Source organism: Streptomyces sp. NPDC048290 (assembly GCF_040652095.1).
Taxonomy (GTDB): Bacteria; Actinomycetota; Actinomycetes; order Streptomycetales; family Streptomycetaceae; genus Streptomyces.
On record NZ_JBEZLM010000023.1, the window covers coordinates 92,956 to 106,270 of the forward strand.

A 13,315-nucleotide genomic window follows, 5' to 3' on the forward strand; every position below is an offset into this window, starting at 1 on the left:
TGCTGTGGGGCGCCTGTTGTAGCGGCGGCTGCCCAGGGATGTCTGCCGTGCGGGGCGGCTGTGGGACGCGTGCCGTCGTGGCGGATGCCCAGGACGCCCGCCATACGGGGCCGCTCTGGGACGCCCGTCGTATGACGGCCGCTCCGGGACGCCCGCCTTGGCCCCCGGCCCGGTGACACCCGCCTTCCCCGGCCCGGTGACACCCGCCCTCCAACGCCACCCCAGGGCCGCGTTGTTACGGGCACATGGCGGCGCCACGAAGCTGTCATTGCAGCCTCACGGCGCTCAACTCCCGCTCCTTGACCGGTATTTCGTGCCTGGATAGCTTCCAGGAAGCCGCGCGGAAAGACGATCCCCCACCGCCCCGACACACCCGGGGCGTCCCGAAGGAGCACGAGTGACCCTGTCCGCAGCGTGTGCCCCCCTCGACCGCCGCACCGCTCTCGCGCTCGGCGCGGGTGCCGCGGCCGTCGCCCTCGCCGGAACCTCGCGGGCCGCCGCCGCACCGGCCGCCCCCACCACCGCCGTCCCCGGCGCCTACGGCACCACCGTGCTCGCCTGGTACGACGCCACCTCCGCCGCCCTCGCCGCGGCGGGCGCGCCGACGCAGATCACCAACAGCCGCACCTGGGCCATCGGCTGGCTCGCGGCGGCACGGGCCGCGCACACCGTGCCGGGCGGGGTCCCGGACCGGGACGCGTACCGCGCGGCGGCGCTCTCCGGAGCCGTCCACCATGCGCTGGTCACCCTGGTGCCGGGCCACGCCGGACAGTTGGACGCCACCCTCGCGCGGACCCTCGCCGCGCTCCCCGCCGGTACCGCCCGCGACCTCGGGGTGGCGGCGGGGCGGCGCGCGGCCGGGGCGGTCCTGGCCGACCGGCGGGGCGACGGCCTCGACCCCGCCTCGGTCAACGCCCCCTACCCGGTGCCCGCCCCCGCGCCCGGCGTCTGGCAGCCGACACCGCCCGACCACACGCCCGCCGCCCAGTACGGCAACCGGCTCGCCCGGCCCTTCCTGCTCCCCTCGCCCAGCCGCTTCCGGCTCGGCCCGCCGCCCGCCCTGACCTCCCGCCGCTACGCCGCCGACCTGGCCGAGGTCCGCGCGTACGGGGCGCTGCACAGCACGGTCCGCGGCGCCCGCCAGACCGAGACCGCGAACTTCTGGTACGGCTCCTCGCTCACCCTCTACACCGAGCCGCTGCGGGTCGCGCTGGCCCGCGCGGACCGGGACCCGGCGGAGCAGGCACTGAGCGTCGCCCTGTTCCACACCACCTTGGTCGACACCCAGATCGCGACCTCCGACAGCAAGTACGCGTACGAGCGGTGGCGCCCCGTGACCGCGATCCGCACCGGCACCATCGACCCGGACCCGGCGTGGACCCCGCTGCACACCACCCCCGCGCACCCCGACCACCCGAGCGGCCACAACACCTACGCGGGCGCGGCGGAGGCCGTGCTGACCGCCCGGTTCGGCGCCCGGACCGCGCCGTTCCCGCTGACCAGCCCCACCGCACCCGGTGTGACCAGGACGTACACCACTTGGCGGCAGCTCTCCGACGACAATGTCGAGGCGCGGGTCCTGTCCGGCATCCACACGCGTTCGGCGGACGAGGCGGGCATCCTGCTGGGCGAGCGGGTGGCCCGGTACGCGCTGGCCCGTACCGTGCGACTGCTCGGCGGGTGAGGTGACCCAGGTCACGTGCGGTGCTGTCACATTCGGCCGGGCCATGGAGTCAGAGCTGTGTAACCACCGGGAAGCACAGAGGGAGCACACCATGGACGCCCGACTGAATCTGCTGGCCAACAAGGCATCCGGCGACTTCCTGCGGCGGGTGAACGGGGCCGGCCGCACCATCACCGACTCGTCGCTGCCTGCCGTCACGCAGGAGCTGGTCAAACTGCGCGCGAGCCAGATCAACGGCTGCGGGTTCTGCACCGACATGCACAGCAAGGAGGCGCTCGCCGCGGGGGAGACCCAGACCCGGTTGAACCTGGTCGCCGCCTGGCGTGAGGCGACCGTCTTCACCGACGCCGAGCGGGCCGCCCTGGAACTGACCGAGCAGGGCACCAGGATCGCCGACGCCGCGGGCGGCGTCACCGACGAGGCGTGGAGCGACGCCGCCAAGCACTACGACGAGGACCAGCTCGCCGCGCTGGTGTCGCTGATCGCCATCATCAACGCCTACAACCGGCTCAACGTGATCGTCCGGCAGCCGGCCGGGAGCTACGAGCCGGGCATGTTCGACTGAGACCGGAGACCGGAGACTGGAGACTGGAGACTGGAGACCGGAAACTGGAGACCGGAGATGGAGACCGGCCCGGCGCCGGAGAATGCGGCGCCGGAAAATGCTTTGACGCGCCCCGTGGGCACCGGGTTGGCTGGGACTCGTACAGACGTCCCGTCGATCCGGGCCCCGTGGCCCTGGTAGGAGTGGTTTATGACCCGGCCCGCGCCGAGCGCGCCTCGCCGTACCGCGTAATCCTCCGGCGCCCGCACCCGTGTGCGCGGCTGTCGTCGTCGAGGCTGCTCGGCCTGCTCTCGCTGTCATGACCCATTCCTCAGCAGGGAGCACCCCGGGTGTCCAGCAATACCGCACGTCCCGGCAGTTCAGCCGGCACATCTCACCACCCCTTGAAGATCGACACGTTCGCCTGCGCGTGGTGCGGACTGACCGTGTCCGCCGTCGCCGCCGACGGGACGCGTCGCAACCACTGCCCGTCCTGTCTGCACTCCCGGCATGTCCTCGACCACGTCGAGGGCGGAGCGAGCGACTGCCACGGCCGGATGGCGCCCATCGCCATCGCCGTGCTGCGCACCGGTGACTGGATGGTCGTCCACCGCTGCGTACGGTGCGACGAACTGACGTCGAACCCCGTCTGCACGGACGACAACCAGCTGATCCTGATGCGGATGGCCGTACGGCCGCTCGCCCAGCCACCGTTCCCGCTCGAAGCGTTCGGCACCCTCTGACCGCCCCGGAAGGAGGGAGAAACACCATGCCACGACGCATCCGCAGACGGGACGACACCCGCGAGGCGCCGACCGGGCGCCGCGCACAGCGCCGTAAGGCCCAGGGCGGGCACCGGGCGAACGACTTCCGGTGCGTGTCCTGCCGACTCGACGTCTCCGCCACCGCCCCCGGTACCGCTCACCGCAACCACTGCCCGCACTGTCTGGCCAGTCTGCACGTGGACCACCGGACACCGGGCGACCGCGCCTCGCCCTGCCGGGGCCGGATGGAGGCGCTGGGCCTGTCCGTACGGCCGGACGGCGAATGGATGATCATCCATCAGTGCCAGTCCTGCGGCGAACTCAGCACCAACCGCATCGCCGGGGACGACCACGCGCTCACCCTGGTCCGGCTCGCCGTACGCCCCTTGCGGAGTACGGACGTCGCCGGGCGCGTGCTGCTCACCCTGTGAGCCGAACGGCTCTGCCTGCGGGGGCGGCCCCTGTCGAAGGGGCCGCCCCCGTTCCGGCCGTGCCCGTCAGGTCTCCGCGTCCCTCAGATCCCGCAGCTCGACGCGGACCAGAACTGCGCCGAGCGGTGGTCGAGGTGGGTGTGGTCGCCATGACCCGGGTAGCCCGGTCCGAGGATGCCCCGGAAGCCGTGGTTGCGGGCCTGCTTGGCGAGGGTGCACAGGGAGTGCGGTCCGGCCCCGAGGTCGGCCGCGTCGCCGTACAGATGACGGCTGTCGCTCGCGCCGCCGACCGCCGCGTTGCACGCCTGCGAGCGGAATCCGCTGGTCACGGTGATCGGCTGGTCGCCCAGCGCGTGCCGGAGCGCCTCCAGCTTCCACATGGTGCGCAGGGCGTTGGACTTGGCGGTCGCCGCGCTCACATTGCCCCCGGCCCAGGTGCTGTTGCAGTCGTTCAGCTCGCTGTACGTGAAGTGGACGGGGGTGCAGTCGTCGTCCTGGAGGGCGTAGAGCTTGGTGAACGTGGCGGTCCCGGCCACTCCGTCGGCGGTGAGCCCGTACGCCGATTGGAAGCGCTTGAGCGCGGCGGTGGTGGCGGGGCCGAACTCGCCGTCCACGGCCAGGACGGCACCGTAGCCCGGGTAGCCGCCCAGCCTGATCTGCAACTCGCTGACATCGGCGCCGGTCGCGCCCTGGGGCAGGGTGCGGGACCAGGTGTAGCAGCCGTCGGCGTGCGCGGTTCCGGCGGTGGCGAGGGTACCGGCCGTCAAGCCAGACAGGAGCATGACAAGCGAGACGAGCAGACGGAGGAGGGGCCGTTGCCGTTGTGTGGCCTGGCGTGATGCGGTCCGGGGTGGTGTGGTCCGGGGTGGTGTGGTCCGGCGTGGTGCGCGGCTCGTGGTGCGGCGAGACATGAAGGCTCCCGTGGGGTGAGACGGTGGCGCGCGGCGCGCCCGTGACCTGTGGGGGGTCTATGTGACGCGCGTCAACCATGGAGCGCGCGGCGGCCGGAGACAAGAGGGCCCGCGTGAACGGACTGCCGCGGTGCGGTGTCCACCCGTGGGTGGAGTAGGGCGTCCACCGCGGATCAACCCGTGATCAACTCGGGGGTCGATGTGTCCGGGCGCCGCGGACGGCACGCTCGTATGCATGACGACCATCGACTATCTGATCTCCGCGGCACTGATCCTGCTCGTCATTCCGCAGATCCGCGGCACCCGCCAGACACTGCGCACCGCGCTGCTGCCGATCGTGGCGGTCGCCGCCGCTGCCGCCTACTACCTGAAGTCCTTCCCCACGGAGGGACACGACGTCCCGCTGTACGCCACCACACTCCTCATAGGCGCCGTCCTCGGCATCGCCTGCGGTGCCACCACGCGGCTCAGCCGGTCGGCCGACGGAGTCGCCTTCGCCCAGGCGGGTGCCGTGGCCGCGGCCCTGTGGATCGTGGGCATGGCCTCCCGCGCCGGCTTCGAGTACTGGGCTGACAACGGCGGGGCCACGGACATAGCCCGCTTCAGCCGCGACAACCTGATCACCGGCGCCGCCGCCTGGACCGCCGCGCTGCTCCTGATGGCCCTGGCCCAGGTGCTGTGCAGGCTGGCGGTGGTGCGCCTGCGGACCCACCGGCTCACCCCGGCGACCCGGGTGGCGGTGCGGGCATGACCGCCGCCCCGGCCCGCGGTGGTGGCCGCGCCCCGGCGGCGCCCGGGTGCCGGCGTTCCTATCCTTCAGACCATGAGTGACCTAGCCCCGGGGCCGCCGGATTCCGTGCCGGTGCCGGTCAGCCCCCGGATGGCCGCCGCGCTCGCCGAGGCGGCGGAGCGGCGGACCCGCCGGACCCGGCGGCTGCGGCCGGTGCTGTGGCTCATCCTCGCCGCCGTCGCCGTGCAGTCGCTGGTCGCCGACCCGGCCCCCGGCTGGCAGGGCACCCATCTCGCGGTCACCCTGCTGCTCATCGGCTGTCTGCTCCCGCTGGCCGCGGTGGCGTCCGGTCGGTGGCATGTGGCCTCGCCCGGTGCCTGTGTGCTGTTCTGTCTGCTGGTCGGCGGATTCGGGATCGCCCTCGGCGCGGTCCAGCCCAGCTCGGTGGCGGTGCTGCCGCCGTCGGTCGCGGTACTGACCGCGTTCCTGGTGCTGCGCAGAGGACCGGCCCTGGCGGTCGGCGCGGTGGTCGTGGGCGCCCTGATCGCGGCAGAGGCGGCCGGGGCGGATGGCGGCGCCGAGTACGTCGTCTCCCAGGTGCTGTTCTGCGCTGTGCTCGCGCTGATGGCGGTCAGCATGCGGCAGGCCGGTGCCAGCGAGGAGCGGGCCTCCCTGCTGCTGGCCCAGTTGGAGGACGCCCGGGAGGCGGAGGCCGAGGCGGTCGCGCTGGCCGAGCGCACCCGGATCGCCCAGGAGTTGCACGACGTGCTGGCCCAGACCCTCTCGGGCCTCGCGGTGCAGGTGCAGGCGGCCCGCCGGATGGCCCGGCGGGACGAGGCGGGCCAGGACCTCCAGGACCTGCTGGACCGGGCGGGCAAGCAGGTGAAGGAGGGGCTCGGCGACGCCCGCCGGGCCGTGGGCGCGCTGCGCGGCCGGAGCGTCCCCTCGCTGGACCGGCTGCCGGAACTGGTGGAGCGCTACCGGGTGGACCTGGAGATCGACGTCACCCTGACCGTCACCGGAACCCGGCGCCCCCTGCCGCCCGAGACCGGCCTCGCCCTCTACCGCGGCGCGCAGGAGGCGCTGACGAACGCCGCCCGGTACGCCCGCGGAGCACGGACCGCGGTGACACTGAGCTACGGCGACGGCCGGACGGTCCTGACGGTGGAGGACCGCCGTACGGCCGGGGCCCCGCCCGAGCCGCCGCCCTTCGAGGGCTCGGGACTGGGCCTGAAGGGAATACGGGAGCGACTGGCCGCGGTGGGCGGCACGGCGAGCGCGGGACCGGTGGACGACGGCTGGAGCGTACGGATGGAGGTCCCGGCATGACCGAGGGACGAGCGGGCGTGGTGGGTGGTGGGGACGGTAGGTCGGGTGGGGGTGCGGACGGCATGTCCGGTGTGGGTGGGGGCGGCGGGCCGGGTGCGGTAGGGGAGGGCACGTCCGGCGTGGGTGGGGACGGCGGGTTGGCTGCGGGAGGGCGCGGCACGTCCGGCACAGGTACGGACGGCAGGTCGGGTGCGGGTGCGGACGGCACGTCCGGCGCGGGTGGGGGCGCCACGTCGGCTGCGGCTGCGGACACCCCGCCCGGCGCCGGAGGCAACAGCACGCCGGGCACCGGAGGGAACGGCACGCCCGGCGCCGGAGGCAACAGCACGCCGGGCGCCGGAGGGAACGGCACGCCGGGCGCCGGAGGGAACGGCACGCCGGGCGCCGGAGGGAACGGCACGCCTGGCGCCGGAGGCAACACCACGCCCGGCGCCGGAGGCAACAGCACGCCCGGCGCGCCGATCCGCGTCCTCGTCGCCGACGATCAGCAGGTCGTCCGGGGCGGGCTCGTGCTGCTGATCGGGATGCTGGACGGTATCGAGGTGGTGGGCGCGGCCCGGGACGGCGCGGAGGCGGTGCGGCTGACCGAGCGCCTGCGTCCGGACGTGGTCCTGATGGACCTGAACATGCCGGTGCTGGACGGCATCGCGGCGACCGCCGCCCTGCGGGACACGGCACCGGACACGGCGGTGCTCGTCCTGACCACCTACGCCGACGACGACTCGGTGTTCCCGGCGCTGCGCGCGGGCGCCCGCGGCTATCTGACGAAGGACGCGGACGACGACGAGGTGGAGACGGCGATCCGCAATGTCCACCGGGGCCGCACCTGGCTGGACCCGCAGGTGCAGGCCCGCCTGGTCGCGGAGGTCGCCGCCGGGCGGGGCCCCGCCGAGCCCGGTGCCGGCGCCGGTGCGCGGCCGGCGGAGGGCGACCGGGGGCCGGAGGTCGCCGCCCTGCCGGACGGGCTCACCCCGCGCGAGGCCGAGGTGCTCGCGCTGATCGCGCAGGGCCTGTCCAACACGGAGATCTGCGACCGGCTCACCGTCAGCCGGGCCACGGTCAAGACACATATCAACCGGATCTTCGCGAAGACCGGCGCCGCCGACCGGGCACAGGCGGTGGGATACGCGTATCGGAACGGGCTGACCGGCGAGGACTGAACGCCGGGGCCGGAAGGGGGGAAAGGTCCGTTGATCGCCTGCATCACTTTCATCGCCCGCGTCATTCTCATCGCCGTGGGCGCGCTGAGGGTCGTGGTCGTTCTGATGACCCTGCCTGTCAGGCAGTTCCTTTCCGACCCCCTTCTCCTCCTGTTACCCGTGGTCCCCTTCACCCGCGCTGCCGATACCGCCGCCGTTGCCTCAAACCCTTCGCCTTTTCTTCCGCGGCCCCTTTCCTCTCCCCGGCGCCGAATTCCCGAATGCGCGCCCACCTCAGGAAAAGCGCCCCGACACCGGATCCGCGCCGGAGGCGGCCGGGCGGCGCAGGGAGCTGCCGCCGAGGCGTGGGGTGAAGGTGGCGTGGAAGATGGTGGAGGCCGCGCCCACCGCCGCCGCCTCCGGACCGAGGACCGACGCCACGACATCCACATGCCGCAGGCGCCGGGCGGTCGGAAAGGCGTTCACCATCTCCTCGATCTGCGACAGATACAGCGGTGCCGCGGCGTCGGTGAAGAAGGGGCCGCCGAGCACCAGGAGATCGATGTCCAGCAGATCGACCAGACCGACCGCGCCCTGCCCGATGGCCCGCGCGAGATCGCGGACGGCCGCGCCCGCCGCAGGGTCCCCGGCCGCCGCCGCCTCGGTGACGACCCGGTAGGCGCCGGGGCTGCCGGGCCGTTCGCCGTCCAGTGCGCGGCCATGGCGTGCGGCGAGCCGGGACAGGCCGACCGGAGGGTTGCACTCGGGCAGGATCTCGGGACGCCCGCCCGGCGCGGTCCGGCCCAGCGCCACCGCGCACAACTGCCCGAACTCACCCGCGTTGGCGCTGATGCCCCGGTACAGATCGCCGTTGAGGTACAGACCGGAGCCCACGCCCGTGCCCAGGTAGAGATAGCCGAAGTCGCGCGAGCGGCGGTCGCGGCCGATCCAGCGTTCGCCCGCCGCCGCGGCGGCGGCGTCCTTCTCCATGATCAGCGGACACTGGAAGTGGTCCTTGAGGAGGTACAGCAGCGGAAGGTCCGTCCACACCGACATCAGCGGGGGATCGAGCACTGTTCCCGAGGCGATGTCCACCGGACCGGGCACGGCAACCCCGATCCCCAGGAACCCGTCCTCGCGCACCGCCCCGCGCGCGTCGGCGAGGACTTCCCCGCCGAGCTGCACCACCTGCTTGACCAGCACCTCCGGATCGGCCGTCGGCCGCACCGGCTGGGAGCGCACGGCGACCAGGGCGCCGTCCAGATCGATGACGACGGCGGTGAACACCTCGGGGTCGATATGGATGCCGACCGCGTGCGCCGCGTCCCCGCGCAGCCGTACCGGGGTGCGTGGCTTCCCGGAGGTGGCCCGGAGCTGGGCGTCCTCGACCAGGATTCCGCGGGCCAGCAGCGAGCGCGAGATCCGGGAAACGGACTGCTGGGTGAGGCCCGTGCGGTGGGCGATCTCCCCGCGGGTGATGGTCCCGGCCAGCCGTACCGCCTCGATGACCACGCACTCGTTGAACGAGCCCAGGTCGATGTGGTTGGCGCCGCCCGCGGTCGCCCGGCGCAGCGCGGCCTCCGGTTCCTCGCCCGAGGGCGCGTGGCTGGCGATGCTCTCCCGCAGCCACTGGAGCGGTTCGCCCGGCGGCTCCTGCGCGTACCGTCCGAGGGCGCCCGCCAGATCCAGGTACACACGGCGCGAGGACTCCGGGTGCCGGGTGCTGTCCAGGGCGACCAGCGCCCGCAGATAGCTCCGCCAAGGAGTGGCCGCCGGAATGCGGTGGTGCGTCACCTCCGGCGGCCCGGCCGGTGTCCCGGTGCCCCCTGCGGGCCCGGCGGGTGCACCAGTGTCCCCTGCGGGCCCGGCGGGTGCACCAGTGTCCCCTGGGGGCCCGGCGGGTGCACCGGCGTCCCCCGGTGCCGTCCACAGGGTGACCGCGTGCAGCGTCACATGCGGATGCCGTCGCTGGGCCCGCGCCAGGAATCCGGCCAGCGCCCCGCCCCCGCCGGACGGTGGCTGACGGTCGCGTGCGGCGGTCAGCGCGTCGCAGGCGCGGTCCAGTTCGGTGAGCACGTCCGTGCCGACACTGCTGGCGGGCGGTGGCGCCCCACCGGTGCCGGGGCGGGTCCCGGTGAGCAGTACGGTCCGTTCGGCGTCGGCGTGCAGCCCGAGCACCCAGACGTCCGGGCCGGGCAGCGGCGGTTCGGCGGGCGGTCCGTCCGCCCAGCGCCGCCGGACGGTGGCCACGGTGGCGTGGGACAGGCCCAGTTCGCGGGCGACGGCCCGGGACGCGGACCGGCTTCCGGTGCCCAGCAGGGCCCGGGTGATCACCTCGGCGTCGTCCACGGTGGCGGGCCGTCCCGGGCGTCCCCGGCCGCGCAGTCCCTCCAGTCCCCGGTCCGCCCACCGGTGGCGCCAGGTCCCCACGGTCTGCCGGGACACCCCGAGCCGCCGGGCGATGTCCGCGTCCCGCAGCCCCTCCGCCGCCAGCAGTACGATCCGCGCCCGCAGCGCCAGCGGGCCGTCCTGCCGGGCCCACTGGCGCAGCGTGCCGCGTGTCCCGGGCGGGAAGGGCCGTCCGGTCGCGGATGGTTCGCCGGGGGCGGCGGGGTGCGCGGTGCCGTCCGGGCGGGTCCGCTCAGTCATCGGCGTCCCGCCGGGCCCGGGTCAGGCGCAGGGTGCGGATCTGGAACGGCCGCAGCGTCAGGGAGAGCCGTCCGCCGCTGTGCTCGTGCTCGGCGACGGGGTCCTCCAGCAGATCCGTCTCGCGGACCCGGCCGACCGGGAAGTGCGCGGTGAGCGTGGTGGTGGCCTGTCCGCCGCGCGACTCGTAGAGCCGTACCACCACATCGCCGGAGCGGTCGTCGGCGAGTTTGACCGCCTCGACCACCACGTCCGCACCGGTCAGCGAGATCAGCGGCCGGGCGGACTCGTCCGGTAGCGCGGGGGCCGGGCGCAGCGGCAGGGCGAGCGCGTATCCCTCGGCGATGGCCGCGCCCACGTCGGCGCCGGGCCGCAGGGAGTAGCGGAAGCGGTGGGCGCCCCGGTCGGCGTGGGGATCGGGGCGGTGCGGGGCCCGCAGCAGCGACAGCCGTACGGTCGTGGTGGTGCCGCCGGTGTCGCGGGTGTGCCGGGCGACGTCGTGGCCGTAGGTGGTGTCGGTGGCCAGCGCCACGCCCCAGTTGTGTTCGCCGACATGGAGCCAGCGGTGGGCCCAGCCCTCGAAGCGGGCGGCGTCCCAGGCGGTGTTCTCGTGCGTCGGCCGCTCCACATGGCCGAACTGGATCTCCGCGCGGAGGTGCTCCGCGTGGACGTCCAGCGGCCAGGCGGCCTTGAGGAACATGTCCCGCTCACGCCAGTCGATATCGTTGTCAACCACCAGGGCGCGGCTCCCGGCGGTCAGGGTCAGATCCTGGACGACGGTGGAGCGGCCGGTGGACCGGGTGACCCGGACAGTCGCCAGCAGTGGGCCGGAGTCCCGTACTTCCACCGCGACCGCCGCCGTCAGATCGCGGTGGGTGGCGCGGTAGCGCGGGTCGAGATCCGAGGCGCCGCCGCCCAGCGGGTCGTCCGGGTGGAGCTGGAGCAGATTGCCCGCCGCGCCCGGCGCGATGGCGTCCCGCCCGGTGGTGAGGTCCACCGCCGCACGGACCAGCCCGTCGCCGTCGAGCACGATCCGCAGCAGCCCGTTGTCCAGCACCAGAGCGTCCGTCCCGGACCGTGTGACGGTCACGGCGTGCGCCGCCCCGTACGCGTCCCCCGTGGGCCCGCGGCCCAGCGCCGGGGCCTCGGCCGGTACCGCCCAGCGGCCGTCGGCGAGCCGCTGCGCCCCGGCGCCCACCGGCGCCTCCTCGACCGTGACCACCTCACGCCGGGCGAACGGCGCCGCGTTCAGCACGGTCACCCGCCCGCCGCCGTCCCTGCCGCCGCCCGCCGCCCGTGCCACGATCCGCTCCAGCCGCCGGTGGACCCGGGCATGAGTGTGCTCGGCCTCCTGGTGCGCCCAGGCGATCGAGGAACCCGGCAGCAGATCGTGGGACTGGAGGAGCAGCACCAGCCGCCACAGCTCGGCCAGTTCGTCGTACGGATACGCGGCGCCCTCGCGCACCGCCGCCGTCGCCGCCCACAGCTCCGCCTCCCGCAGCAGCGCCTCGCTGCGCCGGTTGCCGCGCTTGGTCCTGGCCTGACTGGTGTACGCACCACGGTGACGCTCCCCGTACAGCTCGCCGCGCCACACCGGGGCGTCGGGGTACTCGGCCCGCGCCTGCTGGAAGAAGACCGACGGATGCTGGATCTCGACCTTGGGCGCGCCCTCCAGGTCGGCCAGCCGCCGCGCCTTCTCCAGCATCGGGGCGCTGGGCCCGCCGCCCCCGTCGCCGTGCCCGAACGGGACCAGTGAGCGTGTGCCGCCGCCGCCCTGCTCGGAGAGTCCGGCGCCGGAGAGCCGCGCGCCGCCGGGATCGTCCGGCGGGCAGTGGGTGAAGATCCGGGTGCCGTCGATGCCCTCCCACCAGAAGGTGGGGTGCGGCAGCAGCCCGGCGCCGGTGCGGGACGGCTGCCGGGTGAGGAACCAGCGTGCCCCGGCGAGCGCGGCCAGCTGCGGATACGCGGCCGTGTGACCGAAGGTGTCGGGCAGCCACACCCCGTCGGTCTCCACCCCGAACTCGTCGCGGAAGAACCGTCGCCCGTGGACCAGTTGCCGCACCAGCGCCTCGCCGCCGGGCAGGTTCCCGTCGGCCTCCACCCACATGCCGCCGACCGGCGCCCAGGTGCCCGCCGCGACCGCCTTGCGCACCCGGTCGTAGATCTCCGGCTGCCGCTCCTTGAGCCAGGCGTAGTGCTGGGCGCTGGAGTGGGCGAAGACCAGTTCCGGGTACTCCTCGGCGAGCGTCGCCACCGTGGCGAAGGTCCGCGCGCATCTGCGGACGGTCTCCCGCAGCGGTGCGGGCGCCGCCGGTCCGGCCGGGGCGTGGCCGACGGCGACGGCGATGTGCGCCGAGTCGTGCGCCCGCCGGGCCAGCACCGGGGCGAGGATCTCGCGGGCCCGGTGCGCGGTGCCCGCCACGTCGTACGGGTCGACCGCGTCGGTGGCCCGCTCCAGCGCCCGGCGGATCAACTGTCTGCGGGGCAGCGCCTCGGGCAGTTCCCGGGCCAGCTCCGCCAGCACCTCCATGTCGTGCAGGAGATGCCAGACATCCTCCTCACGGACCACCAGATCGGCCCGGCGCAGCCGGAACAACGGCTCCCCGCCCGCGGTCGGCGGGGCGCCGGACCAGATGCCGGGACCGGGGCCCGCGGCGATCGGCGGACCGGCCGCGGCCTCGACCAGCAGCCGCACCGGCTCGTCCCCGGCGGCCGAACGGCTCAGCAGCACCGTCCGGTGGTGCGGGTGCAGCCCCTGGAGCGGCTTGCCGTGCTCGTCGTGGACGAGGCCCTCCGCGTGGCCGCCGGGGTCGGGCCGCGAGGCGGAGCCCAGGTCGATCAGCGCCTCCACCCGCCGCCCCGCCCACCGCAGCGGCACACGCCCCTCGCACCGGAACCAGGTGGTGGACCAGGGCGCCCCCCATGCCCCGCCGACCGTGAACGGCCGGAACTCCGCGCGGAGCGCCACCCGCGCGGGGACGGGTTCGCCCGGGACGGTCCAGGCCGTGAGGTCCAGGGGTTCCCGGTGGCGGTACAGCGCGGGCCGCAGTCGCTCATCGAGGAACGTGAACGTTCGCTCCTCGCCGGCCTGCTGGTGAGCATGCATGGAGGGACCTTCCTGTCCAGCTCGTGCCGGT

General features: G+C 74.5%; 10 protein-coding genes. 7 read left to right on the plus strand and 3 right to left on the minus strand.

Annotation, left to right across the window (positions count from 1 at the left end; translation table 11 throughout):
• Positions 1–397: 397 nt before the first annotated feature.
• The 4 genes from AB0D49_RS31810 (at position 398) to AB0D49_RS31825 (ending at position 3,423) form a co-directional block, all read left to right on the plus strand.
• Positions 398–1,684 carry a vanadium-dependent haloperoxidase gene (locus AB0D49_RS31810; protein WP_362764164.1) on the plus strand — a complete coding sequence of 429 codons (1,287 nt, stop codon included), beginning with the start codon at positions 398–400 and terminating at the stop codon, positions 1,682–1,684.
• A gap of 91 nt (positions 1,685–1,775) precedes the next feature.
• Positions 1,776–2,249: a carboxymuconolactone decarboxylase family protein gene (locus AB0D49_RS31815; RefSeq protein ID WP_362764167.1), complete on the plus strand. Its 474-nt coding sequence runs from the start codon at positions 1,776–1,778 to the stop codon at positions 2,247–2,249.
• A 383-nt stretch (positions 2,250–2,632) separates the two neighbouring features.
• Entirely contained in the window at positions 2,633–2,971 is a 339-nt protein-coding gene (locus tag AB0D49_RS31820; protein WP_362764170.1) for an RNHCP domain-containing protein, read from the plus strand.
• A gap of 26 nt (positions 2,972–2,997) precedes the next feature.
• The gene (locus AB0D49_RS31825) at positions 2,998–3,423 is read left to right on the plus strand and encodes an RNHCP domain-containing protein (protein WP_362764172.1); all 426 of its coding nucleotides are present in this window, start codon (positions 2,998–3,000) and stop codon (positions 3,421–3,423) included.
• A gap of 83 nt (positions 3,424–3,506) precedes the next feature.
• Here the strand turns inward: AB0D49_RS31825 and AB0D49_RS31830 are convergent, their stop codons facing one another.
• Complete coding sequence (locus tag AB0D49_RS31830; protein WP_362764173.1) at positions 3,507–4,205, minus strand: D-Ala-D-Ala carboxypeptidase family metallohydrolase; 699 nt, start codon at positions 4,203–4,205, stop codon at positions 3,507–3,509.
• Positions 4,206–4,569: 364 nt separating this feature from the next.
• Here AB0D49_RS31830 and AB0D49_RS31835 point away from each other — a divergent pair, with 364 nt between their 5' ends.
• The 3 genes from AB0D49_RS31835 (at position 4,570) to AB0D49_RS31845 (ending at position 7,553) form a co-directional block, all read left to right on the plus strand.
• Positions 4,570–5,085: a hypothetical protein gene (locus AB0D49_RS31835; RefSeq protein WP_362764175.1), complete on the plus strand. Its 516-nt coding sequence runs from the start codon at positions 4,570–4,572 to the stop codon at positions 5,083–5,085.
• Between the two features lie 72 nt (positions 5,086–5,157).
• Positions 5,158–6,393 (plus strand): histidine kinase, encoded by a 1,236-nt coding sequence (locus tag AB0D49_RS31840; protein WP_362764178.1) that lies wholly within the window; start codon positions 5,158–5,160, stop codon positions 6,391–6,393.
• 461 nt (positions 6,394–6,854) lie between these two features.
• Positions 6,855–7,553 carry a response regulator transcription factor gene (locus tag AB0D49_RS31845; protein ID WP_362764316.1) on the plus strand — a complete coding sequence of 233 codons (699 nt, stop codon included), beginning with the start codon at positions 6,855–6,857 and terminating at the stop codon, positions 7,551–7,553.
• Between the two features lie 273 nt (positions 7,554–7,826).
• Here the strand turns inward: AB0D49_RS31845 and AB0D49_RS31850 are convergent, their stop codons facing one another.
• Positions 7,827–10,181 carry an ROK family protein gene (locus AB0D49_RS31850; RefSeq protein ID WP_362764181.1) on the minus strand — a complete coding sequence of 785 codons (2,355 nt, stop codon included), beginning with the start codon at positions 10,179–10,181 and terminating at the stop codon, positions 7,827–7,829.
• Positions 10,174–13,284: a glycoside hydrolase family 38 C-terminal domain-containing protein gene (locus AB0D49_RS31855; RefSeq protein ID WP_362764183.1), complete on the minus strand. Its 3,111-nt coding sequence runs from the start codon at positions 13,282–13,284 to the stop codon at positions 10,174–10,176. Before AB0D49_RS31855 ends, AB0D49_RS31850 begins: the two co-directional genes overlap by 8 nt.
• Positions 13,285–13,315 lie beyond the last annotated feature (31 nt).

What these genes read in the sequence shown, in the direction of transcription:
- AB0D49_RS31815 (WP_362764167.1), top strand. Translation starts at nt 1,776, where the DNA reads ATGGACGCCCGACTGAATCTGCTGGCCAACAAGGCATCCGGCGACTTC.
- AB0D49_RS31825 (WP_362764172.1), top strand. Translation starts at nt 2,998, where the DNA reads ATGCCACGACGCATCCGCAGACGGGACGACACCCGCGAGGCGCCGACC.
- AB0D49_RS31830 (WP_362764173.1), bottom strand. Translation starts at nt 4,205, where the DNA reads ATGCTCCTGTCTGGCTTGACGGCCGGTACCCTCGCCACCGCCGGAACC.
- AB0D49_RS31835 (WP_362764175.1), top strand. Translation starts at nt 4,570, where the DNA reads ATGACGACCATCGACTATCTGATCTCCGCGGCACTGATCCTGCTCGTC.
- AB0D49_RS31840 (WP_362764178.1), top strand. Translation starts at nt 5,158, where the DNA reads ATGAGTGACCTAGCCCCGGGGCCGCCGGATTCCGTGCCGGTGCCGGTC.
- AB0D49_RS31850 (WP_362764181.1), bottom strand. Translation starts at nt 10,181, where the DNA reads ATGACTGAGCGGACCCGCCCGGACGGCACCGCGCACCCCGCCGCCCCC.
- AB0D49_RS31855 (WP_362764183.1), bottom strand. Translation starts at nt 13,284, where the DNA reads ATGCATGCTCACCAGCAGGCCGGCGAGGAGCGAACGTTCACGTTCCTC.